The organism is Sulfurimonas crateris (genome assembly GCF_005217605.1).
Taxonomy (GTDB): Bacteria; Campylobacterota; Campylobacteria; order Campylobacterales; family Sulfurimonadaceae; genus Sulfurimonas; species Sulfurimonas crateris.
In genome coordinates, this window is sequence record NZ_SZPX01000002.1 from 47,297 (window position 1) to 70,509 (window position 23,213).

Here is a 23,213-nt window from a genome sequence, read left to right on the forward strand (position 1 = left end):
TCTTTTAAATATCTTTTAGAGGAATAGGATAATTTTCTACAATGTAGTCAATATCCTTATCTCCTCTTCCGCTGAGGTTTACTAAAATAGACTCTTTTGGGTTCTCTTTTGCATATTTCATGGCAAAAGCAACAGCGTGCGCGGACTCAAGAGCAGGGATGATCCCCTCATGTTGAGATAACTTGTAAAACGCATCAACCGCTTCATCATCACTGCAAAGACCTATACTTGTTCTTCCTATACTGTTTAAGTATGCATGTTCAGGTCCTACGGACGGGTAATCTATACCGCTTCCGATTGAGTGTACAGGTGCGGGATTGCCTTCGCTGTCTTTTAACATAATAGAGTTAAATCCATGCATCACCCCTTCGCTTCCATATGTCAAACTTGCACTATGCTCACCTATGTTTGAACCTTTTCCTGCAGGCTCAACAGAGTATAGCTTTACGCTATCTTCTATAAAAGCGCTAAAAATTCCCATAGCATTGCTTCCGCCTCCTACACACGCGGTTACCATGTCCGGAAGTTTGCCCGTCATCTCAAAGAACTGCTCTTTTGCTTCGATTCCCACTACGCTTTGAAAGTCTCTTACCATCTTTGGAAAAGGATGAGGACCGACAACAGAGCCTATTGCAAAGAGCTGATTGTCCGTATCTTTTAAGTATGCATCAAATGCGCTGTCAACCGCTTCTTTAAGGGTTTTAAGCCCGTGAGTTGCAGGAACTACTTTCGCACCGAGTATCTGCATACGCACTACATTTGGATGCTCTTTTGCAATATCCACTTCGCCCATATGTATCTCACACTCAAGTCCGAAGTATGCTGCCGCGGTCGCAAGAGCCACGCCGTGCTGTCCCGCACCGGTCTCAGCTATCAGTTTCTTTTTACCTAAATATTTTGCCAAAAGCGCCTCCGCCATACAGTGGTTGAGCTTATGCGCACCCGTATGGTTAAGATCTTCACGCTTAAGGTAAATCTGTCCTCCGCCGATGAAATCTGAGAGGTTTTTACAGTAGGTGATGGGAGTAGGGCGACCTTGGTAATGTTTTCTGATCTTTTTAAGTTCATCAAGAAACTCAAAAGATTTTGAGAGTTTGTCATACGCTTCGTTTATATCTTGAAAAGGTTTTTCAAGCTGAGGCGGAATAAAAGCTCCCCCAAACTTTCCAAAAAATCCATTTGCGTCTGGCATAGAGTCTAAATATGGTTTCTTCATGATTACTTTTCCCTTTTTTGTCAAATTGTAGCGATTAAGAGATAAAATTAGAGAAAAAGAAAATTTTATGAAAAATACTATTTTAGTTCTGTTACTTTTTCTCTTTGCTGGATGTGACGGAAAGATTTATAAAAATATATATGACAAGAGCAAGATAGGTGTAACTATCCCATCTATAGAGGTCGTCGCAAATGATGAGCGCTCTCTTGTCATCTCACAAAATATTATGGAGAAAAAAGGTTTTATTGTCGGTAAGTCGGATTATATGCTGCGAGTTGAGTATAGGGATTATACTCTCTCATGCACAAATCCGCTCTCTAAAACATCTTCTGATTACACCTACGAAGGATTGCTTGTTTTAGAGCTTTTTTACAACGGCAATAAAGTTTACTCGATCTACAGAGATATTAAAAAAGATGTCAGCGAGAAACACTATTTGACTCTTATTGAGATCATGCTTGAAGATCTTGAGCTAAAGAGGGGCTGAGTGCTCTGATTTTTCTTACCTCTAGAAAGTATGTGTGTCCAAGATAGATAACAAAAAAGATCGCTCCAAAAAAGATGGCAAACGGAACAAGCGAGATAAGATAGAGCAGAAGTGTTTTTAGCCTGATGTTGTTTTTGTTGAAAAATGCGATCTGCTTAGCCTCTTCTTTTGTGCAGATGCTTGAAGAGACATCAAATGTGAGCATCTTATGAAAAAAGTAGTAGAGCGGTATATTGATCGCCACTATATTTAGAAGTGGTACAAAGTAAAAAGGGATAAGCAGAAAAAACAGCAAAATCATTACCGCAGAGTATTTGATGGCTAAAAAGATTGCAGATATCAGGTTTGAGTGTCCTATCATATCAACATCTTTGTAGTGTCTTAGACGAAGCTCTTTTAGTATGAGAGGAGTTAAAAAACCTATGATTATCACTGCTACAAAGACAGAGAGATAGATGGTTAAAAAACCTCCGATTACATAGATAAGAAAAGTAGCCAGCCACGATGTTATCGTGTAGCTCATTAAAAATTTCATAATTGCAGAACCTTCAAGTTCTGCTTCTATGTTTTCAGTATGAGGGATGCCGCCATGCATAGTTGTCTGAGAACTCTCTACATGCATAGTTCCAAGTTGCTCAACTCCCATACCTGCTACAGTAAAGAAAATAATATACATAATAATAATGCTTATTATAAAAGGAAAAAGAGCATATTTGAGCATTTTTGGGGTTGAAAAATCCTTTATACTTTGAAACAGTATCTCTTTTTCGTTCATCTTTTACTCCATAATTTTTGATTTAGTTTTAGCTCTTCAACGACGCTTATAGCCAGATGCAGAGTTTTTACATACTCCATAGCCACTTTGTAGTCTAGCAGCGAGCGAAAAATAGATGGTTCAAATAGGTCTTTGTTGTAGCTGATTGCCATATAAATATGATTTTGTATAAAAGAGATATGAACTTTATGGCTTGATTTTTGTTGAAAAGCCAGAAGTTTTTTCATTAGCGAATTTGAGAGAATATATCTCGCTTCTACTTGGTCGGTAGAGTATACGACAAACTCCTTCTCAAACTCAGGATCATCCATCTTTACCAGTTCATCTCTTGCCATATTGTTTGACTGCAGCCAGTGTCCTATCAGATCGCCAAATGTACTTTGTGCGCTGTCGGGCAGAACAACGGTCTCACCGCTGAAGTTCTTGTTGAAATCGGCAACTATAAAAAGCCCCTGAAAAAGTGTGCTCCAACTCTCTCTTCCTTTGGAGTTTTTGTGTCTTTTTTGGGCATGAATATCTGAAAATTGTATGTTGATACCGTCAATTTGTCCTTTGACATAGTCGTTTCCGCCCAGTTTGTCAGGTTTTTCAAAGAGTTTTGAACGCTCGAAATAGTAATCAGAGACATGGGTTGTAGATGAGTATAGAAGCGAAGAGTCTATGGCATGAATAAGCGGCTTTATAACACTCATCTTAAACTCATGCGTATAGTCGTGAATTAAAAATTTGTAAATTATAGCTCCAATTGCTATATATGCAAAGATGATAAATTCGTAAAAATTGACTAAAGTGTAAGCAATGGCAGCGCAGAGGAGGGTATACACAAGTGCGACAATGACTATCTTATATCTAAGGTTTTTTCTCTTGTTCTCTAATTGTTCAAGAGTAGGAAAGAGATTTTTATAGTAAAAATCTGTAAGCTCGCTTACGCTTTTCATTTATAAGCCTTTGTAGTTCTCGAAAAACTTTGTTTTTCGTAGCTTTAGGGGGTTGTAGGGACGTCTGTCCCTGCCGCTAAAATGGACGCGTTCATTTTAGTGTTTAACATCAATTAAAAAGCTCTTTGACATCTATATTTTTACGCTCACTCTCTACGATCTCAAACACCTGTTTTCTTCTGTAGTTCATAAGTGAAGCCATAAAATTTGTAGGAACCATCTCTATAGCATTGTTGTAGTCTGTCACGGCTTGATTGTAAGCGCGTCTGGCAGCCGAGATCTGCTCTTCTACTTCATGTAGCGTATGTTGCAGATGCATTATATTCTCATTGGCTTTTAGCTCTGGGTAATCCTCGACTGCAATCATAATAGAGCCAAGAGCGGATGTTACCTTTGCATCAAGAGCTATTTTGTGTGCATCGCTGATGTCGGGCTTCATAGCTTCGGCACGAAGTTTTGTCACCTCTTCTAAGAGCGATTTTTCATGCTGCATATACTCTTTTACGGAGGCGACAAGGTTTGGTATGAGGTCATATCGTTTTTTAAGAGTTGTATCAACGCTTGCAAAGATGTTTTCAACTTGATTTTTCTTAGCGACGAGAGAGTTGTACATCAAAACCAAGATCAAGGCTAAAATGATGAGAATTATAAAAGGCATTGACATTGTAGAGATCCTTTAATGGTAAGTGCTAGTAGTTTACCCTAAAATAGTTAAAACTATTTTAAGATTTTATTATATTATTTGCGGCCAAATAACCGCTTGCCCATGCAAAGGCAAAGTTGTATCCTCCGCGTCGCCCCACAACATCCATGACCTCTCCGCAGAAGTAGAGGTTTCTTTGCTTCAATGACTCAAAAGTTTTTGGGTTTACCTCTGCAGTATCAACCCCGCCGCCTGCAACTTCCGCATGCCTAAAACCGTGAGTGTCACTTACTTTAAAACGCCAATTCAGAATCTGATTCGCTATTTTTTTACTCAGCTTTGTGTCGATATTTTTACCGCTTAATGTGGCAGGAAGTTTTAACTCTTCTAAAGCTCCAGAAGCGATCTTAAGTGGAATAATCCCTGCTAAAATATCTGATAATGTAAGATCACTCTGCACGGAGGCAAGCTTGCTGATGTGGGAGGATAGCTTTTGGGCGTTTAATGATGGTAGCAGGTTTATGGATATGCTTACATCTACTCCATCTCTTAGGGCAATGCTTGCAGCTTGCGAGATGTCAAGAATTGCAAATCCTGAAACCCCATAGTCGGTAAAGAGAATATCTCCGCTTGAGCTTGTCTCTTTTTTATTGTTAATAAGCAGTGAGACCTCCCCCTCTATTTTTGCGCCGCTCATCTTTTTTACAACTGATGAATTTAGGTGCAGCTGAACAAGAGAGGGGTATGTTGGGATAATATTGTGCCCGACCTCTTTTGCGAACTCCAAGCCGTCTCTGTTTCCGCCAAGATGAGATGCAGCCTCTGAGCCGGTAGCGATAACTACCGAATCATACTCGTTTAAAAGCTTTTTTATATCTCTGATCTTTGTCTCTGTGTTTATCTTTACGCCCAGATTTTTTGCATAGCTAAGAAGCAGAGCGGCAACGCTTTTTGCTTCATTGCTTAGTGGATAGACTCGTCCGTCATCTTTAGCGTCAAGCAGAAGTCCGATACTCTCGCAAAACTTCTCAAACTCATTAAACCCGAACTCCTTAAGTGCAAACTCCACAAAAGATGGATTTTGCGAGAAGTAGTCATTTGAACTTAAATTCTTGTTTGTAATATTACAGCGCCCGTTTCCCGATACCAATATCTTTTTGGCACACTTTTGGTTCTGCTCGAACAGCTCTACATCTGCGCCGCCTTTTGCACAAAAGATAGCACATATTAAGCCGCTTGCCCCGCCGCCGATGATCGCTGTTTTTTTCATTTAAAGTGTCACGACTTTCGCACCGAATCCACCCAGATGCTGTGGTGCGTCCTCGAATTTTTTTACTCTGGGGTGGGTTTTTAAAAACTCTTTGACGGCATAAGAGAGTTTTCCGGTTCCGATACCGTGATAGACTATAACCTCGTCCCAGCCGTTTATAAGCGCATCGGAGATAAATTTATCGAGCACTTCGGTTGCCTCTTCGGCTCTCATGCCGTGCAAATCACATTTTAGTCCCGCTCTTTTTTGAACATTTACTTTTATGTCAGTGGTCGATTTTTGTTTTATGATCTGTGTATGTTTTAGCTGCGATGTTTTGACTCTCACACGCATACCGTCTACTTCTACTATCGCCTCTTTTTTATCTTTCATGGCGACGATAACGCCTTTTTTACTGTGGTACTTGACGTTATCTCCGACTTTAAACTCTGTGACATGCGCAATCTGCGGCTCTTTTTTCTCAAGAGGGAGCTTTTTATTGGCTTCGTTCATCGCTCTGTGGATAGCCTTCATATCACCCGCGCGAGCCGCTTTTTTTGCCTCATCTATTGCGGTTTTATAACTCTCTTTGAGCATATTTTTTTCACGCTCAAGCTCATCAAAAACTCTAGCTCTCTCATCTTTTAGCTCACGCTCTTTTGTTTCGAGCTCATCTAGCTTTTCGTCAACCTTTTTATGTTTTTGTTTGAGTTCGCGCTCCAGCTGCGAGCCCCTCTCTATAAGAAGATTTAGCTTTTCGCTGTTGTCTCCGTAGAGAGCTTTTGCCTCTTGGACGATCTTGTTTGATATGCCGTATCTCTGCGCCGTCTCAAATGCGTAGCTTTTTCCGATGATGCCGTGCATAAACTCGTAAGTAGGGACTCTGTTCTTCTCATCATAAATTGCTGCCATCAGCTCGACATCTTCACGGTCTGCCATCAGAGCTGCAAGACGTTTATGGTGGGTTGTGACCACTATTTTATGCCCTTTTAGTATCAACTCGTCAAGTATCACTTTAAAGAGCGCTGCCGCCTCGTCGCTGTCTGTTCCAAGCTCTATCTCATCTACACCGACAAGCGCATCTCTGCACTCAAATATCTTTGAGAACTCCTGCATACGCCCGGCAAATGTGGAGATGTCGTTCTTGACGTTTTGAGGGTCGTCTATAATTGCAAGGACCTGCTTAAATCCTCCGATATGGGACTTATGTTCATTGACCTTCATCGGGATAATATACTTTGCCATAAAAGCCGCACTCAGTATAGACTTGAGCAGCATCGTTTTTCCGCCGGCATTTACGCCTGTTATCATCAAAATATTTTTAGAGAAGTTCACGCTGGTCGGCTTTGCATTGTGAAGAGCAGGGTGGATAAAGCCCTCAAGTACTATTTTAGAATCTTTTTTTGATTTTATCAGTTGTAGATCTCTGCTTTTTGCAAAGAGAACCCTTGCCTGATAGTTGTCAAACTTTGTAAACTCTTTGTCTATGAAGTTTATAAAAGGAAGAAGCTCAGAGAGTTTTGAGGAGAACTCTTTTGCGTAGCTGTAAAAGATAGCTTCACGCTCTTCGTTGATGTAGCGGATCTGCTCTTTTGTCTTTAAAATGAGATCGGGTGAGACATAAAAACCTCCACTGCTGCTTCTGCCGACCATTGCGCCTTTTAGGACATGGTTAAATCCGCCGCGAACCAAAAGACACTCTTCGTCGTTTATGAGGTGTACCTGCGTATCAATTAGGTAAGGGGAGAGCTTTTGGCTTGATGTGAGCCTTTTGAGCGATTCGTTAATATTGGCTTTATGCTCTTTTACTCTTGAACCCAGATTAAATAGCGTCTCATCAAGATTTTCATCAAACTTGCCCTCATGTGTAAAGTACTTCTCTACTTCAAGAAACTTTGGCTCGATGATAAACTTCTCCATCCATTCGCCGATTATCCCCTCAAGCTCTCTGTTTTGAAAGTAGCGAAAATATCGCACGACCTTTACTATCTCAAATATCTGCTCAAACTGAAGAACACCCTGCTTTTTGAGATGAAATTTTATATTTGTAAAATCACCAACTTTTGGAGGCGCTTTAAACTCTATGGCATCAAGCGCTTTGATGTAGCGGTAGTGAAGCTCTTGGTCTCCCTCTATGTAAAGGGAGCTCTCTCTGGAGAAAAATTGTCTAAAAAGGGATATGTGATCATTTAGATCAAGCTGATTGATGAGTGTATCAATCTTTGGATTGTTCTCTACTCGCATTTAGATGCACTAATCATCTGACCACGGTTTGGAGTATTCTCTTTGCCTATGAAAGTGTAGGTGCCGATGCTTAGTGTGAAGTTCTCTTTGTTTACCTCTACGCCATCGCAAACAACTGTTTTATTTTGGTTAAATCTCAATACTGCATCTAGCATTTTTTGAGTTTTTGCATCGTTGTATTTGTTAAAAGCTATTGCAAATAGAACTATCAAAAGAACGACAGCCGTCACAGTTGCTTTTTGAGTGCGTGTTAGTTCCGTAAAGTAGTGCAGAGCCAAAAAGAAGAGACCGACTACTACGAGTCCAAATATATATGCCACTATGCTGTTCCTCTTATCTGATATGTCAAGTCTCCGGCGCCAAAACCGATTATAAGACCTTTGTCGAGTGTTTTTAACACCTCTTTGTCTTTGATGATTGTAATGGTGTTGTTAGCTCTTGTAACGTTGTCCGCCATTATAAGGTTGTATCCTTTAAACTTCTCTTTAAAATCGATCTCTCTGCTGCTCTCGCCTGCCGACCAAACAGGAAGGATGATAAGCTCCTGTGCTCCTTCAAAGCACTTTATGAACTCTTCAAGGTTGTCTATTGTACGAGAGTATTTGTGCGGCTGCCAGATAGCCGTGATCTTATCAAACCCTTTAAGAAGTGCATACTCTTTGACCGATTCAAATGTAGCTCTTATCTCAGTCGGATGATGACCGTAGTCATCTATAATCACGCTGCCCTTTTGAGAGCCTACTATATCAAAGCGTTTTTTGATGCCTTTAAATGTAAGTATCTTCTCTCTAATAGTCTCAATGTCCATCGATTCATGAGCCGCTAAAATCGCTAATGACGCATCAAGAGCGATATGCTTTCCAAATCCCCAAACATCAAAACTTCCCAGATCTTTGAGTTTGAATCTAGTATGCGGCTCATCGTCTATCAGCACAAACTCAATGTCCGTTATATCACGGCTTGGGTAGAGCCACTCTGCCTCTATCTCGTCCACAAGTTTGCTCAAAAACGGATCTTCGGCATTTAAAACACGACACGGAGCAGATTTTATAAATGTTTTGTATGAGTCGTAAAATAGCTCATAGTTGTAGTCGTAGTACTCCATATGCTCCGGTTCGGCATTGATGACAATAGCGCAGTGCGGATTTGAGTTTATAAAACTGCCGTCACTCTCATCTGCTTCAAAGAGCATAACGTCGCTTTGCGGGTTGTATCTTACATTTGAGCCAAATGCTTTTGATTCAGCTCCAATAATTGCAGAGCCTTCCATAATAGCCGTCAAAATAGCAGTCGTTGTGCTTTTTCCATGTGCGCCTGCAACAGAGTAGACTTTTGAGGTGTCAAGTATGCGAAGAAGTGCTTCACGGCGTGCAAGAACTTCTATACCTTTGGCATTTGCCTCAACTATCTCGGGATTGTCAGGACGTATGATGGCAGAGTGAATGACAAGGTCTTGATCGGTGATCGCAGATGCATCATGAGGGACTGTAACACTTATACCAAGTTTACGAAGTTTTTGTGTGATTACAGTATCAGCTATATCCGAGCCGCTTACTTCATGACCTTGAAAGAGCATATATTGCGCCAATCCTGATATGCCTATACCGCCGATCCCGATAAAGTGAATTTTCATTGCTTTACTCCGCATCTGTTTTAGAGTTATCTAGCAATTTTTGTGCCTTTGTGTTAAAACAGCTTATATAAAATGTACCCGCATTTTGCGTCGCATCTACGTCTGCGATCTCTGAGAGAAAATCGTCTAAAGATATCTCTTCTTTAGCCGCGATCCAGTGAAACTTAAGTGCAGATGAGAACTTTTTGTCATTGCATAGTCCGCTTAAAACCTCAAAGAGCGCACTTGCATCATGCAGTTTTCCTGCGCTGTAGTGCTCAATTGCGTACTCATAGAGAGCTCTAAGAGTGGCAAAGTCTTGAACCTCGTTCATATCCATAACTCTGTTGGCTTCAAGAGTGTTTGTGAGTCTCTCAAGCGCAATATCCAAGATGTTCATATAAAAACCTTGAAGCGTATTCTCGTCAAACGTGTCATGCGCACGCTGTTCTAGTACATACAGAGATGCAATGTCAGAGTTTTGTTGTGCTTGAAGCACCTCTTGCTTTAGTTTTTCTACTTCATTCACGATAGACACTCCTTTATTCTCTCTAATGCATCTTTTGTCTTTTTCGGCTCTTCGACCAGAGCTATTCTTATGAAATCTTTTCCGGGATTAACTCCGTTCTCATCATCTCTTGCCAGATACTCTCCGGGAAGGACCTTTACGTTGTATTTCTCATAAAGTTTTTTTGTAAACTCCAAAGGAGAGGGAACTTTTAGCCAGATGTAAAAAGTCGCATCCGGAATTTCTACGCCTAAAATTTCACGCGCGATCTCAAAGTTTTGTATGTAGATAGCACGTGCTGCTTCTACGTGCTCTTCATCTCTCCAAGCCGCTGCTGCAGCGCTTTGAAGTGGAAGAGGGGAGGCGCAGCCGATGTAAGTCCTGTAGTTTAAATACTCTTTTAATATCTCTTCATCGCCTGCAATAAAACCTGAGCGAAGCCCCGGAGCTGATGAGCGTTTTGAGATAGAGTTGATCACAAGCACGTTTTTAAATGTACTGTTTCCGACATGCAAAGAGGCTTCAAGAAGTGATGGGATAGGCTTGCCTGTGTAAATTTCGCTGTAGCACTCATCGTTTAGGAGAACAAAGTCATGTTTAAGAGAGAGTTTTACCCACTCCCCTAGCTCTTCTACGCTTAGAGTAGAAGTTGTAGGATTGTTTGGAAAGTTTAAAATAACAAGATGGCATGCAGACAATCTCTCTTCATCGATCTTTGGCTTAAAATTATTCTCTTCTGTAAGGTTGAGATATATCGTCTTTGCTCTTGAAGCAATGGCCGCCCCCTCATAGATCTGATAAAAAGGGTTTGTAAAAGCGATAGTCGGCTCTTTTTTGTCAAAAAGAAAAAATTGAGGAAAGTTAAAAAGAACCTCTCTTGTACCAAATGTCGGGATGATCTGATCGTCACTTAGCTCAATGCCGAATCTTTTTACAATGAATGTTCTTTGCGCCTCTCTTAGACTCTCTTCACCTGCAGTTTTAGGGTATCTTCTAAGAAGAGAAGCGTTGTCGCATAGTGATTTTTGTATAAAACCTGGAGTTTCAAATTGCGGTTCGCCGATGGTTAGAGCCGATGGTTCATACTCACAGTTCGGTGTAATATCTTTGAGTAAATTGTTTAGTTTTTCAAATGGATATGGTTCAAAATTCATAGTTTTTAACGCCTTTAATAGTAGTCGCAATTATATCTAAAATCGCTAAAAGAGAAGTTAATGACTATCAAACTCCTCTAGACACGAGGCTTCGCCCTCTGAGACTCTGCAATATTTAGATCCTTTTTCAAAGGAGATCATATATGGGCGCTTGGTCATATCAAGAGTCGCAGCAACTTCGGCAATTTTACCCAGCGCATCTATGGTGCTTTCTCTTGCCTCATAACCGCTTAGGTCTACCTCATATTCATATACCATTATCTCCGTTAGCGTCTCTTTTGGATCTGAAGATTCGTAGATGTAGTGCATCATTTTTTCAGAATCTAATCGCGGCAGTCTATATAAAAAGATGTAGTATGTGTTTGAGAGTTGCAGCATCCTGTTCTCATCGATTTTTTTCATAAGTGCACGTGAATATTTGCAGAGAGGGTCAATAAAGACATATACGTCGCTATCTTCTCCGGTGCCGAATTTTATAGCGTGTTTTGATATCGACTCAAGATCAGCTTTTGGCTTTTGTGAGACGGAGAGTATCTCTGCAGCGCTAAGGCTTAAAATAAATAAAAACAGTATTGAGAGAAGTTTCATAATATCTCCTTACACTTTTGGAAGAGAGAATTTTTGCGTTATCAGCTCTCCTTCATTGTTAAAAAAGAGGTAGTAGAGCCAATCCTTTTTAACGCTCAGACCTGCTAAGTATCTAAGTGCTAGATTTGCTTGAAGAGAGGCTATATGCATAACTATCGGGGCAGTAATCCCCTCAGGAGTCTTTGAGGTTATTTTAAAAGCATCTCTAAATGATGACTCTTTAAAAAAACAGACTTGCCCGTGAAAAGCCTCAACACTTCCATATATCCAAGGTAGATTCTTGCCTCTGCAGTAGTCGTTTATCTCTGCGCGAGTTGGAAGATTGTCGGTCGCATCGATTATTAGATCGACCTCTATATTTTTTTCGCACCATTCAGTGAAGTTGCATTCATGAGCAATTGCTTTTACAAACGGGCATCTCTGCTCTATAAGCTCACAATTCACAACTGCTTTATTCTTTCCCTCATCACCCATTTTAAAGGCGATCTGGCGGTGAATATTGTGCAGGGAGACTTCATCAAAATCGATCATATGGATCTCGCCTATCCCGCTTGCACCTAAAGCAAAAGCTAAAGAACTTCCAAGTCCGCCTGCACCTACTATCGCTATCTTTTTTTGCTGCAACTCTCTTTGGGTATCTTCTCCCCAAAGCTGAACTTGACGGTGAAAATACTTCATCATAGAGAGCTCCTTTTATGTATTGTCTCTTTAAAACCCCAAAACTTTCTTGCCCTTAGTACTTCAGAGTGCTGCATATCTACGATCATAAGCTCCTCTTTGTTTCCCAAGTGTTCAAGAAGTTCTCCGTTTGGCGAAGCCAGAAGCGAATCGCCGTAAAAATACCATGTAAAGCCGTCTTGAGTGTACTCGCCGATTCTGTTCGCTCTTAAAATATAGCAGTTGTGCGTAAAGGCGCGTGAGAGTATTAGCGCTTTCCACCTCTCGTATGAGTCAAACGTAGAGACACTCGGCAATAGAATACAATCAACATTTTTAGAACTTATCTCTTCGAATATTTTATCAAAATGTAGTTCAAACCCGCTCATAACACCAAACTTAAATCCGTCTATTTTGAATATCAACGGGGATTCAATAGCTTTTTGCTCATTTGCAAAAAACTTCTCTTCATTCCAGTGCGAGTAGTTTATAAGAAGCTGTTGCTGGTAGTAAGATGTAGAGGAGGGTGCAAATTTTGCAATAGTTTTATATATTTTGCCTCTTTTTACGATAATAATAGGAGCGATAATTGTGAGTTTGTATGTTGAAGAGAGCTCTCTTAACACTTTTATCTGATGCTCGGAGTGCTCTTTTATCATAGACGGTGAGAGGTTTTGAAGCTCTTTAAAAAAAGGGTTTAATATGTACTCGCCAAGCAGAAGGACTTTAACTCCCTGCTTAGAGGCAATGCGGATGTAGTTATAGAGCTTGGTCGAGCTCATTCCCTGTGCACTGAGTTGAAGTACAGCGGCGCGCATTACTCTCCTTTTATCTGCGTGATCTTGATCTCTGCCTCTTCGAGGATCTTCTGAGCTTGGGTTAACTCTTTCATCCCTTGTTCATAAGCTTTTACGCTATCGGAGAGTGTGATCTCAGGGTTCATCAAAGTATCTAGAATTTTTTTGGCATTTTGCAGTTTTGATTCAAAATCAATGGTTTCTTCAGTAAAGCCCTCTTTTTCTTTAGCCATTTAGCACATCCTTAATATATTTTTCAAATTTATCGACCTCTACCAAAAAGGAGTCATGCCCATAATCGCTCTGGACATCAAGATAGTTATGGTTTTTGTATCCTATGGCTTTAAGCGTATCGTTTATCTCTTTCATCTCATGGCTTCTAAATAGCAGATCGTTGCTGAAGCTGATAAGATGAAGCTCGGCATTTACTTTCTGCAGAGCTTCGCCCAAAGAGTCAAATCCGCGAGATAGATCATATATGTTTATCGCTTTAGTTATATAGAGATAAGAGAGCGGATCAAACCACTTTGTAAAGTTGTAGCCGTTGTACTCCAAGTACATCTCCACTTGAAACTTTCCAAAAAGCTCGTAAAGACCGTCAGTTCCTCTATACTCTCTGCCAAATTTGCTCTGCATGGATTCGGGTGAGAGAAAACTGATGTGTCCTGCCATTCTTCCCACTGCCATGCCTGATAGCCCACTCTTTGCTATTTCGGAGCTCTCATAATATCCGCCCTTAAAATCAGGATCTTTTAGTATCGCCTCTTGGGATATCTTGTTAAAGGCAATAGCCCACGGCTGAGTAGCGTGCGTTGTTGCCAGAGATATTATCTTTGAAGCAAAATCGGGATAGTGGATCGCAAAATGAAGCGCCTGCATACCACCCATTGAACCGCCAATAATAGCATGAACATTATGGATACCGAGCTTGTCAAAAAGAATTCTTTGTGCTTTTACCATATCTTTGATGGTTATAACAGGAAATTTATAACGATAAGGGTTATGGTGCGGATGCTGCGGGCTCATAGGTCCGGTTGAGCCAAAACAGCTGCCAAGAACATTTGTACATATAACAAAATATTTGTCCGTATCTACTGCTTTGGAGCTGCCGATAAGATTGTCCCACCATCCCGGTTTTTTATCTCCATCGTAAGTTCCTGCACAGTGGTGTGAACCTGTGAGTGCATGACATATGACGACAACATTGCTTTTGTCATCGTTTAGTTCGCCGTAGGTCTCGTAAGTTATATCGTATGGTTCTAAAATACGTCCGCTCTCAAGATAGAGCGGGTTTGTAAAATGTTCTGTGTATGTCTTTAAGTTTAGTGACAAATTACGCCTCTAGAGCCTGTTTCAAATCCGCGATCAAGTCTGCAGCGCTCTCAAGGCCGCAAGATATTCTAATAAGTCCAGCAGGAACTCCGCAGGCAATAAGCTCTTCTTGTGTAAGCTGCTGATGAGTAGTTGAAGCAGGGTGTGTGATTATCGACTTTGAGTCACCGATATTTACGACAAGAGAGTAGAGCTTAGTAGCATCTACGATCTTTACAGCCTCTTCAAGAGAGCCAACTTCAAAGCTTAAAAGACCGCTGCTTGCACCGTTGTCAAAATATTTTTGAGCATTTTGATAGTTTGCATTGCTCTTTAACCCTGGATAGTTTACCTTTTTTACTTTAGGGTGAGACTCCAAAAACTCTGCAAGTTCAAGTGCGTTTTTTGAGTGCTCTCTCATACGAAGAGACAACGTCTCGATCCCTTGAATAAACAGCCAAGAGTTAAACGGAGAGACAACAGCGCCCAGATCACGCAGAAGTGAGAGGCGGGCACGAAGCGTAAATGGCGGAAGAGGCACATCAACATAGACAAGACCGTGATACGAGTGATCAGGCTCGTTAAAGTGTGCATAACGAGGGTTTGCCTTTAGTTTTTCAACAAGCCCTTTTCTCTCAACCAAAATACCTCCGATAGCAAGACCTTGACCGGTTGTGTATTTACTCGCACTATGAACCGTAACATCAACTCCATGCTCAAACGGACGGCATAAAACAGGGGTTGCAACTGTGTTGTCCACTACCGTCAAAATGCCATACTTGTTTGCGATCTTAGTTATTGCTTCGATGTCTGCTACGTCAATGCTCGGGTTTGTCAGAGACTCAAAAAATATCACTTTTGTCTTGTCATCTATGAGTGCTTCCATAGCATCAGTGTCATGAACATTAAAAAATCTAGCCTCAATGCCAAATCTCTTAAGGGTATGCGCGGTCTGAGTCAGAGTTCCGCCGTAAAGCTGTTTAGCACAAACAATGTTATCTCCTGCCTCTGCTGCATTGGCAATAGCAAAGAAGATAGCGCTCATTCCGCTTGATGTTGCAAGAGCAGCCTCGCCGCCTTCAAGAGAAGCAAATCTCTTCTCAAATACATCTGTAGTAGGATTGTTTAAACGAGTATAGATATACCCAAGTTCTTTTAGGGAAAATAGATTTCCTGCATGCTCGGCATCTCTAAATTCATAAGCCGTTGTCTGATAAATAGGAACTGCCATAGCCCCCTCAGCCCCTTTTTCATAACCCTCGTGAAGTGCTCTAGTCTGTAAATCCATTTTATATATCCCCCGTTTTAAAAATAATTGTTGCTATTCTATCTAAAATGGTTTAATGTTAGTTTTAAACGGGCTCTATTTACTTCTTTAATCCCTTTGCCCAGCCCTCCATAAGTGCGTGCAGCTCCTCTTTTGGAGCCTCCATAAAGTCTATCACAATTCTATCGTTAAATTCACAAATTCCTATACTTCTAGGTCTTGCTGCGAGTATTTTTGTGTTTGGGATCGCTTGCCCGAAACAAAAAATAATATTTTTTGCATCAACTAGTCCATCGACCATCTCTCCGCCCAGTTTCTTTGTGTGGGAGTAGTGGTCAAACACAGCGATAAATTCAGCAATGGGATGTTTTAATATTTTTTCTTTAAAATACTCAATAGCTTCATTCGCAGATGAGACTTTTATCTCATTTTTTGATAACTCCAGACTGTAAACCGGATACTTTTCCATAAAAATCGTTTTTTTCATTTTCTACTCCTTAATGCAGATCTCTTTTTTCTTCATGTGCAACAGCGTCTGATACGCAACTATAAGTATGACAATTGTAACAACCCCGACCATAAAGTAAGAGAGAAGCAGCAGAGGCAAGCACTCCCTTTCATGGTACATCAGCATAGAGCTTATCGCCATGGCAGCGAGCGGAAAAACAAATGCCCACCATGAGATGAAAAACTTTAATTTTATAAAATTTTTATACATAAAAGCTACCAAAAGAGTAAAGAATACCGCCATATTAAAGAGCATAAGAGCAAATACGTCGATAACGCCAAACATCTTAAAGTAGGCTATAAAACCGACTGCCGGAGGAGCGATGAGTATAAAGAGCGTAGGTACGAATTTTACCGCCATCTGGTTATGAAAAATTATTCTGTTGAGAATAACGGCAAATAGGATGATCCAAAAGAACATCCCGACACTGAAGAAATACATAAGCAGACCCAAGTTTACAAAACCTACACCTGCAACCGGAACTAAAACATTACCGACAATAGGAATAAACCACGCAGGGTTTGAGTGGTCTAACTGCTGATTTTCATTTATCCAAAAAGCTATAGTGTGCATTGTGAGATAAAAATGAAGCAGAGTTCCAGGATACCAAAAAACGGCACTTATAGCAGGATAGCTCTCTTTGTATATTATGGCAAGCATAAGCATAGAGATAGAGATCGCTGCAAAAAAGTTTATGCGAACGGGATGGGAAAACTCATTTTTTACCGCTACTTTGTATTTAAAAAATTTCTTTAGGTAGATATATGAGACAGCTATAAAAACAGCTGTTGTAACATACATAAGAATCTCACCGATGATATGTGGAAAATTGAGCCAAATGGCAGCTTTTTGATATGTGATAGTAAGTCCGCTTAGACCCATTACAATAGCATACATCATTACGGGAAAGAATTTAAGTCTGTTCTTCTCTTCTATAATCATTTCCATAAAAAACCTCTAATATTATTTAAAATTATAATTTTGATAAATTTTACTATAGTTTTGCATAAATGTCAATAAATTGTCAAGAAAAAGTCATAATAAAACTTCTTCTAAAAAGAGAATCAAAATTAGCCGATTTAGTCTCAACAATTAAGGAGACAAGATGAAGATAGAACAATCAGATGTCTCGCTCTTCTCCTCATATCAAAAAAGTCATAAGATTGAGGAGAGTGAGAGTTTACATATCTGGAACAAAGAGGAAGATGCACCCGAGCGACTAAGAGGCGGTGACAGGCTGGAGCTTTCAAAAAACTTCAAAAAGATGGAGCAAAATGCGAAGCTGGGCATCTCCCAAGAGGAGTATTTTGAGGTCTCAATTGACCCTAAATTGATGGCTATTTTAAGAGTTATTGAGGCTTTAACGGGGAAGAAAATAAACTTATCTCTATACCGTCATGACAACTCTTCCAACAGAAGCGAAGTAGCCGATCTGCATTCAAAAAACAGTGCAAAAGAGGGCGGGGCACCTCAGAGAGTCGGGTGGGGAGTTGATTACAGTTACAGCCGCAGTGAAGTTCGCAGCGAAGAGCTAAAGTTCTCTGCAAGCGGGAGCGTGAGCACTGAAGATGGAAGAGAGATAGACTTTAAAGTGGCGTTTAGTATGAACAGAACTACGGCAACGCATGAGAGCCTCTCGTTCAAAGCGGGAGACGCTTTGATAGACCCGCTTGTGCTTAATTTTGGCGGTAACACTGTTACCATGAGCACTGTAAAGCACATTTTTGATCTTGACCTTGACGGCAAAGATGACGAGTTCTCATTTGTGGGCGAGGGGAGCGGTTTTTTAGCACTTGACAAAAACGGTGACTGTAAGGTCAACGACGGAAGCGAACTCTTTGGACCGACTTTGGGCAACGGATTTGATGAACTCTCTGCGTATGATGAAGATGGCAATATGTGGATAGACGAGAGTGATTCCATCTTTGAAAAACTGCTTATCTGGACAAAAGATGAAGATGGCAATGAAGAGCTACACTCACTAAAAGCCAAAGATGTGGGTGCGCTTTATCTAGGTTCGGCAATGACCACTTTTGATCTCGCAGATGCTCAAAACGAAATGGTGGCAAAGATGCGTGAGAGCTCAATATTTTTAAAAGAGAACGGCGGAGCAGGGTTGCTCCAAGAGGTTGATCTAAGAGTTTAACAGGGTATGCGCTGCTACGAATCGTAGATAACTGCGGTTCCTGCAAGGAGGTCATGCAGACCTCTTTTGTCATCTCTAAAAGCGACCATAAAAAAACCGATCAGTAGAATAAGTGTAGATGCGATATAGCCTAATGAGCGGGTGATCGCCTGCTTGTTGTCAATATCTTCAAAGCTGTTTGCGTCCACGATCTTGACACGGAAAAATTTCTTCCCCGGAGTCGCACCCTGCCATCTTCTCCAAAACATCAGCGTGACAATAAGAACAGAAAACTCAAAAAGAAGCTCCCATCTGAGTGATTTGGGCGGTTGATTTGCTAATGCTTTTTCGGCGTTGCCGCTCATTGCGTAAGCCATATTTTGTTGAAACTGTGAGAAGTCGAACCAGTCGCCTCCGCTTAAAAAATAGATGATTATTCCAACGGGAAGTGCAAGAAAAAGAGTGTCTAAGAATGAGGCAAAAAAGCGAATCCAAAAACCCGCATATTTCACTTCATTCATAAATCTCCCTTTGCTTTATATGTGGTAATTTGGAGCTTCTTGAGTTATGATAACGTCGTGAACGTGGCTCTCTTTTAGACCAGCACTAGTTATCTCTACAAACTCTGCTTTATCCCAAAATGCTTCAATGCTCTCGCTTCCGCAATATCCCATAGATGAGCGAAGTCCGCCCATCATCTGATGAACGATCCCTGCAATGCTTCCGCGGAACGGAACACGCCCTTCGATCCCTTCAGGAACAAGCTTGTCAGCTGCAGTTCCCTCTTGGAAATATCTGTCGTTCGAGCCTTTTTGCATAGCGCCTATACTTCCCATACCGCGGTATGATTTGTATTGACGTCCTTGAAACATAATTGTGTCGCCCGGTGACTCTTCGGTTCCCGCTAAAAGAGAGCCTGCCATGATACAGCTAGCTCCAACAGCAAGTGCTTTTGCTATGTCGCCAGAGTATTTGATACCGCCATCAGCGATAACAGGAATACCGTGTTTTCTAGCTGCATCAGCACACTCTGCAATGGCTGTGATTTGAGGAACACCGACACCTGCAACAATACGCGTAGTACATATTGAACCAGGTCCTATACCGACTTTCACGCCGTCTGCTCCCGCTTGTATAAGTGCCTCAACAGCTTCTGCAGTCGCGATATTTCCTGCGATCACGTCAACTTCCATTGTCTCTTTGATCTTTTTAACAGTGTCTAGTATTCCTTTTGAGTGACCGTGTGCAGAGTCAAGAACCAAAACATCAACTCCCGCATCTACCAGAGCTTTTGCGCGATCATACTGCCCAACACCGATAGCGGCACCGACAATTAGTCTGCCAAAAGAGTCTTTGTTTGAGTTTGGATACTCTATGCGTTTTTTAATATCTTTGATAGTTACAAGACCTTTTAAAAAGCCCTCATCATCTATAATCGGTAGTTTTTCGATCTTGTTTTGGTGCATAATGTCAGCCGCTTCATCAAGAGAGATACCTTTTTTAGCCGTTATAAGAGGCATTTTTGTCATCACTTCATCAGCGCGCTTGCTCATATCTTTTTGAAATCTCATATCGCGGTTTGTAAGGATTCCCAAAAGCTTGTTATGAGCGTCAATAACTGGAACACCCGAGATCTTGAACTCATCCATAAGCGCGCTTGCTTCTGCAAGTGTAGCTTCAGGGTGAACATAGATCGGGTCTATTATCACTCCACTCTCGCTCTTTTTAACTTTTTTAACCTGTTTGCATTGAGTCTCTATATCCATGTTTTTATGGATAATTCCGATCCCGCCGAGTCTTGCCATGGCAATAGCGGCTCTGTATTCGGTCACTGTATCCATTGCAGCTGAGACCATAGGGATTTTTAGTGTTATGTTACGTGTAAGTTTTGTCTCTAATGAGACCTCTTTTGGCAGTATTTCAGAGTATTGAGGTACAAGAAGCACGTCTTCAAACGTTAGGGCGCGTTTACGAATTTTCATGGTCATCCTTTTAAGGGGGTAAAAGTTTTTATGTTGCTATAAAATTCTCTGGATTATAGCTTTTTTGTGGTTAAAAAGAGGTAAAGCGGGTTTTGATTACTCTTGATTTATCTTTCCAATTGCACATGAGAGGAAACTTTTAGCTTTAAGTCCGCCTTTTGTGAACGCTCTTAGATCTTCGTCTTCTAGTGGGTAGCCGAGTGATCTCATCTTTTTGCGAAAACTAAGCTCCGCTTCTTCATCTTTTATGTAGAGTGTTACGACTCTTGGCTCTTGCGTCAGATCTACGTCAGTTTCGCCAAACTCAGCTTTGAGTGCTTTTTTCACGGTGTTTGCACAGCCGTCGCATTTGATGTTCAGCGCTTTGAAACTTTTTTGCATAATATCTCCTTTAAGAGTTATATTTTATCTGCTCTTCTAAGCTTAACGCTCCATCAAAGAGTGTCTGCTCCTCATAAGCATTTGCAATGAGCTGAAGACCTATCGGCATACCCTCAGAGCTTTTTGCAACAGGAACAGAGATGGCAGGAAGCCCTGCAAGGTTTACGCTGATGGTGTAGAGGTCGCTTAAATACATCTCCATCGGAGTTGAGAGCTCTCCAAACTTGTTTGCTGTTGTCGGTGCAACTGGCGAGAGTATCAGGTCGACATTCTCAAATATTTTAGAGTATTGCTCTTTTATGAGGTGTCTTGTTTTTTGCGCTTTTACGTAGTAAGCTTCATAGTATCCGCTTGATAGAACGAAGTTTCCAAGCAAGATACGGCGTTTTACTTCATCTCCAAAACCTTGGCTTCTAGTCTGGATAAATGTGTCGTTTAGGTCTTTTCCGACAACTCTGTTTCCATAGCGGATGCCGTCATAACGAGCTAGGTTCGTAGTAGCTTCTGCTGTTGCCGTAATGTAGTAAGCGGAGATGTCAAATTTCGCGTCCATTAACTCAGCTTCTACTATCTCATGCCCTGCATTTTTAAGAGCGGTTATTGCTAACTCATAAGCTTTTTTTACATCATCGCTTGCGTTTTGGATATGCTTTGGCAAAACTGCAATTTTGAGTTTTCTTGAAGCGTTTAGTTTGTCGCTTACTTTGTCGTTTTTATTCGCACTTGTTGAGTCTTTTTCGTCATGTCCGCTGATGATGTCATACAAAATCGCCGCATCTTCAACATTTTGAGTCATAGGTCCTATCTGGTCTAGTGATGAAGCGTAAGCTCCCAAACCGTAACGGCTAACTCTGCCGTAAGTCGGTTTCATCCCGACGATTCCGCAAAAAGAGGCAGGCTGGCGGATACTTCCTCCCGTGTCACTTCCAAGAGCAGCAATGGCAAGACCTGCTGCAACAGCCGCCGCACTTCCGCCTGAGCTTCCACCCGGAACGCAATCTTTGTTGTGAGGGTTCAGGGTTTTGCCGTAAAAGCTTGACTCGGTTGTACTGCCCATAGCGAACTCATCCATATTTGTTCTCCCAAACGGACTAAGCCCAGCAACAAGCATCTTCTCTATGACCGTTGCATTGTATGGAGCTATATAGCCTTGAAGGATCTTTGAGCCTGATGTCACAGACCAATCTTTTACCTGAATGTTGTCCTTTATAGCTATCGGCACCCCTTCGCCGACATTGTGAATATCGATGTATGCGTTAATATCTGCATTTTTTTCTATATTTGTTTTTAGCTCTTCTTTAAATTTTGCAAGTTCGTCTTTGTTTAGTTTTAATGCTTCTTTTAACGTGATCACTGATTTTTCCTATCTTTATAAATTATTGGGTGTATTATAGCAAAATGCGTCTGTTTTTTCTTTAGCGGGGTTTTGTCAGGCGCATTTAGCTGATTCACGCGTTTGTTTTGCATCTTTGAGTATATTGATTCCTCCGCGGATGACTATAAGTGAAATGATTGTTCCAACTATTAGATCGGGAAAGCGACTGCCCATCACGGCGACAAGCACACCCGAGAGTATTACTCCCAGATTTGCTATAACATCATTTGTTGAAAATATCCAAGAGGCTCTCATATGTACGCCTCCGTCTCTGTGCTTGGAGATCAATACGAGGCAGATAATATTAGCCACTAAAGCGACAGCCCCGATGGAGATGATCAATGCGCTTTGAGGCTCGCTGCCAAACAGTAACAGCCTAACGACTTCAAATAAAACGCCAAGACCCAGTATGACTTGAAGGTAACCGCTGATTTGAGCCGCTTTTGCCTGATGCAATACTCCTTTGCCGACAGCATAGAACGAAAGACCGTATACCGCCGCATCTGCGAGCATATCGAGTGAATCGGCAATCAATCCTGTAGATTGCGCCAGCAACCCTGCGATCAACTCAGTGACAAACATAAACGCATTTATATATAGAAGTGCTAGGAGCGTTTTTCTCTCTAGTTTATCTGCTTGTTCAGTTCCGCAATTACAACCTGACATCTATTCTCCTATCTTTAGTTTGTGTTTAACGTTTGAATTGAGAAATGATTTTCCTAGCATCTAGCTTTTTAAAAGCTTTTGTAATAACAATTCTTCAACATTTTGTCTTGAATCCAAAATTGCCATGATATAGACAGTGTCATTTCCAACTTTATATATAATTCTCCATGGTGTTGCCACTACTTCCCTATAAAAAGTGATTCCCTCTTTTTGAAGTTCAGGAACAACTCTGCCTTTTAGAGGAAAAAAGTTGCTTGAATGGGCTTTTTTTCTTATTTTTTGATATATATCATTTGCAATACTAGGACTATCTTGTTTTATATATGCAACAATATTTAAAAGGTCATCTTTTGCGTTTGAAGTCCATTTTAGCTTATATGTCTCACTCATTTTTTAAGTAGTTCTTCTACAGAGTTAAATACATCTTCTTCATTATGTGTATTTCCATTTTTAATCTCTTCTTCTGCAAAAGAAAGTAGCTTTAAAAGTGAAATGGCATTTTTCATATCCTCATAGCTTTTTGGATCTTGAATAACTGCCTTTGCTTCACCATTTTGTGTGATAATCATAGGTCTATGGGTTTCATTAATATGTTTTAGTACATCAGCTGCTCTACTTTTTAAGTAAGTAACTGGTTTTATATCGTTTATAATTTGCATGACAAACTCCTTCGGTCTTTAAATGGTACCATATTAAGACTGAATTTTCAAGTGTAATACTAACAGGAGTT

27 protein-coding genes are annotated in these 23,213 nt (G+C 40.8%); 2 read left to right on the forward strand and 25 right to left on the reverse strand.

Annotated features, from left to right (window positions below):
• Nucleotides 1–4: 4 nt before the first annotated feature.
• Complete coding sequence (gene trpB / locus FCU45_RS02860; RefSeq protein ID WP_137012099.1) at nucleotides 5–1,216, reverse strand: tryptophan synthase subunit beta; 1,212 nt, start codon at nucleotides 1,214–1,216, stop codon at nucleotides 5–7.
• 67 nt (nucleotides 1,217–1,283) lie between these two features.
• Here trpB and FCU45_RS02865 point away from each other — a divergent pair, with 67 nt between their 5' ends.
• Nucleotides 1,284–1,703 (forward strand): hypothetical protein, encoded by a 420-nt coding sequence (locus tag FCU45_RS02865; protein WP_137012101.1) that lies wholly within the window; start codon nucleotides 1,284–1,286, stop codon nucleotides 1,701–1,703.
• Here FCU45_RS02865 and FCU45_RS02870 read toward each other — a convergent pair.
• The 17 genes from FCU45_RS02870 to FCU45_RS02950 all read right to left on the reverse strand — a co-directional run bounded on the left by FCU45_RS02870 (nucleotide 1,669) and on the right by FCU45_RS02950 (nucleotide 16,902).
• Nucleotides 1,669–2,478, reverse strand: a complete 810-nt coding sequence (locus tag FCU45_RS02870) for an EI24 domain-containing protein (RefSeq protein ID WP_137012103.1) — start codon at nucleotides 2,476–2,478, stop codon at nucleotides 1,669–1,671. The two genes, FCU45_RS02865 and FCU45_RS02870, sit on opposite strands and share 35 nt — an antisense overlap.
• Nucleotides 2,475–3,416 carry a DUF3137 domain-containing protein gene (locus FCU45_RS02875; protein ID WP_137012105.1) on the reverse strand — a complete coding sequence of 314 codons (942 nt, stop codon included), beginning with the start codon at nucleotides 3,414–3,416 and terminating at the stop codon, nucleotides 2,475–2,477. Before FCU45_RS02875 ends, FCU45_RS02870 begins: the two co-directional genes overlap by 4 nt.
• 109 nt (nucleotides 3,417–3,525) lie before the next feature.
• Nucleotides 3,526–4,080 carry a LemA family protein gene (locus tag FCU45_RS02880; RefSeq protein ID WP_137012107.1) on the reverse strand — a complete coding sequence of 185 codons (555 nt, stop codon included), beginning with the start codon at nucleotides 4,078–4,080 and terminating at the stop codon, nucleotides 3,526–3,528.
• Between the two features lie 58 nt (nucleotides 4,081–4,138).
• On the reverse strand, nucleotides 4,139–5,329 hold the full coding sequence (locus FCU45_RS02885; RefSeq protein ID WP_137012109.1) for a BaiN/RdsA family NAD(P)/FAD-dependent oxidoreductase: 1,191 nt from the start codon (nucleotides 5,327–5,329) through the stop codon (nucleotides 4,139–4,141).
• Entirely contained in the window at nucleotides 5,330–7,552 is a 2,223-nt protein-coding gene (locus tag FCU45_RS02890; RefSeq protein ID WP_137012111.1) for an endonuclease MutS2, read from the reverse strand.
• A complete protein-coding gene (locus FCU45_RS02895; protein ID WP_137012113.1) occupies nucleotides 7,543–7,872 on the reverse strand; it encodes a hypothetical protein in 330 nt (109 codons plus the stop codon). Before FCU45_RS02895 ends, FCU45_RS02890 begins: the two co-directional genes overlap by 10 nt.
• The gene (murC, locus tag FCU45_RS02900) at nucleotides 7,872–9,185 is read right to left on the reverse strand and encodes a UDP-N-acetylmuramate--L-alanine ligase (protein ID WP_137012115.1); all 1,314 of its coding nucleotides are present in this window, start codon (nucleotides 9,183–9,185) and stop codon (nucleotides 7,872–7,874) included. The genes FCU45_RS02895 and murC overlap by 1 nt, the downstream gene beginning before the upstream one ends.
• Before the next feature lie 4 nt (nucleotides 9,186–9,189).
• Complete coding sequence (locus tag FCU45_RS02905; RefSeq protein WP_137012117.1) at nucleotides 9,190–9,693, reverse strand: hypothetical protein; 504 nt, start codon at nucleotides 9,691–9,693, stop codon at nucleotides 9,190–9,192.
• A complete protein-coding gene (locus FCU45_RS02910) occupies nucleotides 9,690–10,826 on the reverse strand; it encodes a succinyldiaminopimelate transaminase (protein WP_137012119.1) in 1,137 nt (378 codons plus the stop codon). The genes FCU45_RS02905 and FCU45_RS02910 overlap by 4 nt, the downstream gene beginning before the upstream one ends.
• 57 nt (nucleotides 10,827–10,883) lie before the next feature.
• Nucleotides 10,884–11,414 carry a thioredoxin domain-containing protein gene (locus FCU45_RS02915; RefSeq protein WP_137012121.1) on the reverse strand — a complete coding sequence of 177 codons (531 nt, stop codon included), beginning with the start codon at nucleotides 11,412–11,414 and terminating at the stop codon, nucleotides 10,884–10,886.
• A 9-nt stretch (nucleotides 11,415–11,423) separates the two neighbouring features.
• Nucleotides 11,424–12,095: a HesA/MoeB/ThiF family protein gene (locus FCU45_RS02920; protein ID WP_137012123.1), complete on the reverse strand. Its 672-nt coding sequence runs from the start codon at nucleotides 12,093–12,095 to the stop codon at nucleotides 11,424–11,426.
• Nucleotides 12,092–12,889 (reverse strand): carbon-nitrogen hydrolase family protein, encoded by a 798-nt coding sequence (locus tag FCU45_RS02925; RefSeq protein WP_137012125.1) that lies wholly within the window; start codon nucleotides 12,887–12,889, stop codon nucleotides 12,092–12,094. The genes FCU45_RS02920 and FCU45_RS02925 overlap by 4 nt, the downstream gene beginning before the upstream one ends.
• On the reverse strand, nucleotides 12,889–13,101 hold the full coding sequence (gene xseB, locus FCU45_RS02930) for an exodeoxyribonuclease VII small subunit (protein ID WP_137012127.1): 213 nt from the start codon (nucleotides 13,099–13,101) through the stop codon (nucleotides 12,889–12,891). Before xseB ends, FCU45_RS02925 begins: the two co-directional genes overlap by 1 nt.
• The gene (gene metX / locus FCU45_RS02935) at nucleotides 13,094–14,200 is read right to left on the reverse strand and encodes a homoserine O-acetyltransferase MetX (protein ID WP_137012129.1); all 1,107 of its coding nucleotides are present in this window, start codon (nucleotides 14,198–14,200) and stop codon (nucleotides 13,094–13,096) included. Before metX ends, xseB begins: the two co-directional genes overlap by 8 nt.
• Before the next feature lies 1 nt (nucleotide 14,201).
• A complete protein-coding gene (locus FCU45_RS02940; protein ID WP_137012131.1) occupies nucleotides 14,202–15,467 on the reverse strand; it encodes an O-acetylhomoserine aminocarboxypropyltransferase/cysteine synthase family protein in 1,266 nt (421 codons plus the stop codon).
• Nucleotides 15,468–15,546: 79 nt separating this feature from the next.
• The gene (locus FCU45_RS02945; RefSeq protein ID WP_137012133.1) at nucleotides 15,547–15,933 is read right to left on the reverse strand and encodes a DUF6858 family protein; all 387 of its coding nucleotides are present in this window, start codon (nucleotides 15,931–15,933) and stop codon (nucleotides 15,547–15,549) included.
• A 3-nt stretch (nucleotides 15,934–15,936) separates the two neighbouring features.
• Nucleotides 15,937–16,902 (reverse strand): SLAC1 anion channel family protein, encoded by a 966-nt coding sequence (locus FCU45_RS02950; RefSeq protein ID WP_137012135.1) that lies wholly within the window; start codon nucleotides 16,900–16,902, stop codon nucleotides 15,937–15,939.
• A 157-nt stretch (nucleotides 16,903–17,059) separates the two neighbouring features.
• Here FCU45_RS02950 and FCU45_RS02955 point away from each other — a divergent pair, with 157 nt between their 5' ends.
• Nucleotides 17,060–18,100, forward strand: coding sequence for a hypothetical protein (locus tag FCU45_RS02955; protein ID WP_137012137.1), 1,041 nt, complete (start codon nucleotides 17,060–17,062; stop codon nucleotides 18,098–18,100).
• 14 nt (nucleotides 18,101–18,114) lie between these two features.
• Here the strand turns inward: FCU45_RS02955 and FCU45_RS02960 are convergent, their stop codons facing one another.
• The 7 genes from FCU45_RS02960 to FCU45_RS02990 all read right to left on the reverse strand — a co-directional run bounded on the left by FCU45_RS02960 (nucleotide 18,115) and on the right by FCU45_RS02990 (nucleotide 23,142).
• Nucleotides 18,115–18,600 carry an RDD family protein gene (locus FCU45_RS02960; protein ID WP_137012139.1) on the reverse strand — a complete coding sequence of 162 codons (486 nt, stop codon included), beginning with the start codon at nucleotides 18,598–18,600 and terminating at the stop codon, nucleotides 18,115–18,117.
• Nucleotides 18,601–18,615: 15 nt separating this feature from the next.
• Nucleotides 18,616–20,061, reverse strand: a complete 1,446-nt coding sequence (guaB, locus tag FCU45_RS02965; protein WP_137012141.1) for an IMP dehydrogenase — start codon at nucleotides 20,059–20,061, stop codon at nucleotides 18,616–18,618.
• Between the two features lie 96 nt (nucleotides 20,062–20,157).
• Nucleotides 20,158–20,442 (reverse strand): heavy-metal-associated domain-containing protein, encoded by a 285-nt coding sequence (locus FCU45_RS02970; RefSeq protein ID WP_137012143.1) that lies wholly within the window; start codon nucleotides 20,440–20,442, stop codon nucleotides 20,158–20,160.
• A 10-nt stretch (nucleotides 20,443–20,452) separates the two neighbouring features.
• The gene (gatA, locus tag FCU45_RS02975) at nucleotides 20,453–21,796 is read right to left on the reverse strand and encodes an Asp-tRNA(Asn)/Glu-tRNA(Gln) amidotransferase subunit GatA (RefSeq protein WP_137012145.1); all 1,344 of its coding nucleotides are present in this window, start codon (nucleotides 21,794–21,796) and stop codon (nucleotides 20,453–20,455) included.
• 75 nt (nucleotides 21,797–21,871) lie between these two features.
• The gene (locus FCU45_RS02980; RefSeq protein ID WP_137012147.1) at nucleotides 21,872–22,483 is read right to left on the reverse strand and encodes a cation efflux transmembrane domain-containing protein; all 612 of its coding nucleotides are present in this window, start codon (nucleotides 22,481–22,483) and stop codon (nucleotides 21,872–21,874) included.
• Between the two features lie 60 nt (nucleotides 22,484–22,543).
• Nucleotides 22,544–22,873: a type II toxin-antitoxin system RelE/ParE family toxin gene (locus FCU45_RS02985; protein ID WP_137012149.1), complete on the reverse strand. Its 330-nt coding sequence runs from the start codon at nucleotides 22,871–22,873 to the stop codon at nucleotides 22,544–22,546.
• A complete protein-coding gene (locus FCU45_RS02990) occupies nucleotides 22,870–23,142 on the reverse strand; it encodes a type II toxin-antitoxin system Phd/YefM family antitoxin (protein WP_137012151.1) in 273 nt (90 codons plus the stop codon). Before FCU45_RS02990 ends, FCU45_RS02985 begins: the two co-directional genes overlap by 4 nt.
• Between the last annotated feature and the right edge of the window lie 71 nt (nucleotides 23,143–23,213).

What these genes read in the sequence shown, in the direction of transcription:
- trpB (WP_137012099.1), bottom strand. Translation starts at nt 1,216, where the DNA reads ATGAAGAAACCATATTTAGACTCTATGCCAGACGCAAATGGATTTTTT.
- FCU45_RS02865 (WP_137012101.1), top strand. Translation starts at nt 1,284, where the DNA reads ATGAAAAATACTATTTTAGTTCTGTTACTTTTTCTCTTTGCTGGATGT.
- FCU45_RS02870 (WP_137012103.1), bottom strand. Translation starts at nt 2,478, where the DNA reads ATGAACGAAAAAGAGATACTGTTTCAAAGTATAAAGGATTTTTCAACC.
- FCU45_RS02875 (WP_137012105.1), bottom strand. Translation starts at nt 3,416, where the DNA reads ATGAAAAGCGTAAGCGAGCTTACAGATTTTTACTATAAAAATCTCTTT.
- FCU45_RS02880 (WP_137012107.1), bottom strand. Translation starts at nt 4,080, where the DNA reads ATGTCAATGCCTTTTATAATTCTCATCATTTTAGCCTTGATCTTGGTT.
- FCU45_RS02885 (WP_137012109.1), bottom strand. Translation starts at nt 5,329, where the DNA reads ATGAAAAAAACAGCGATCATCGGCGGCGGGGCAAGCGGCTTAATATGT.
- FCU45_RS02890 (WP_137012111.1), bottom strand. Translation starts at nt 7,552, where the DNA reads ATGCGAGTAGAGAACAATCCAAAGATTGATACACTCATCAATCAGCTT.
- murC (WP_137012115.1), bottom strand. Translation starts at nt 9,185, where the DNA reads ATGAAAATTCACTTTATCGGGATCGGCGGTATAGGCATATCAGGATTG.
- FCU45_RS02910 (WP_137012119.1), bottom strand. Translation starts at nt 10,826, where the DNA reads ATGAATTTTGAACCATATCCATTTGAAAAACTAAACAATTTACTCAAA.
- FCU45_RS02915 (WP_137012121.1), bottom strand. Translation starts at nt 11,414, where the DNA reads ATGAAACTTCTCTCAATACTGTTTTTATTTATTTTAAGCCTTAGCGCT.
- FCU45_RS02920 (WP_137012123.1), bottom strand. Translation starts at nt 12,095, where the DNA reads ATGATGAAGTATTTTCACCGTCAAGTTCAGCTTTGGGGAGAAGATACC.
- FCU45_RS02925 (WP_137012125.1), bottom strand. Translation starts at nt 12,889, where the DNA reads ATGCGCGCCGCTGTACTTCAACTCAGTGCACAGGGAATGAGCTCGACC.
- xseB (WP_137012127.1), bottom strand. Translation starts at nt 13,101, where the DNA reads ATGGCTAAAGAAAAAGAGGGCTTTACTGAAGAAACCATTGATTTTGAA.
- FCU45_RS02940 (WP_137012131.1), bottom strand. Translation starts at nt 15,467, where the DNA reads ATGGATTTACAGACTAGAGCACTTCACGAGGGTTATGAAAAAGGGGCT.
- FCU45_RS02945 (WP_137012133.1), bottom strand. Translation starts at nt 15,933, where the DNA reads ATGAAAAAAACGATTTTTATGGAAAAGTATCCGGTTTACAGTCTGGAG.
- FCU45_RS02950 (WP_137012135.1), bottom strand. Translation starts at nt 16,902, where the DNA reads ATGGAAATGATTATAGAAGAGAAGAACAGACTTAAATTCTTTCCCGTA.
- FCU45_RS02955 (WP_137012137.1), top strand. Translation starts at nt 17,060, where the DNA reads ATGAAGATAGAACAATCAGATGTCTCGCTCTTCTCCTCATATCAAAAA.
- FCU45_RS02960 (WP_137012139.1), bottom strand. Translation starts at nt 18,600, where the DNA reads ATGAATGAAGTGAAATATGCGGGTTTTTGGATTCGCTTTTTTGCCTCA.
- guaB (WP_137012141.1), bottom strand. Translation starts at nt 20,061, where the DNA reads ATGAAAATTCGTAAACGCGCCCTAACGTTTGAAGACGTGCTTCTTGTA.
- FCU45_RS02970 (WP_137012143.1), bottom strand. Translation starts at nt 20,442, where the DNA reads ATGCAAAAAAGTTTCAAAGCGCTGAACATCAAATGCGACGGCTGTGCA.
- FCU45_RS02980 (WP_137012147.1), bottom strand. Translation starts at nt 22,483, where the DNA reads ATGTCAGGTTGTAATTGCGGAACTGAACAAGCAGATAAACTAGAGAGA.
- FCU45_RS02985 (WP_137012149.1), bottom strand. Translation starts at nt 22,873, where the DNA reads ATGAGTGAGACATATAAGCTAAAATGGACTTCAAACGCAAAAGATGAC.
- FCU45_RS02990 (WP_137012151.1), bottom strand. Translation starts at nt 23,142, where the DNA reads ATGCAAATTATAAACGATATAAAACCAGTTACTTACTTAAAAAGTAGA.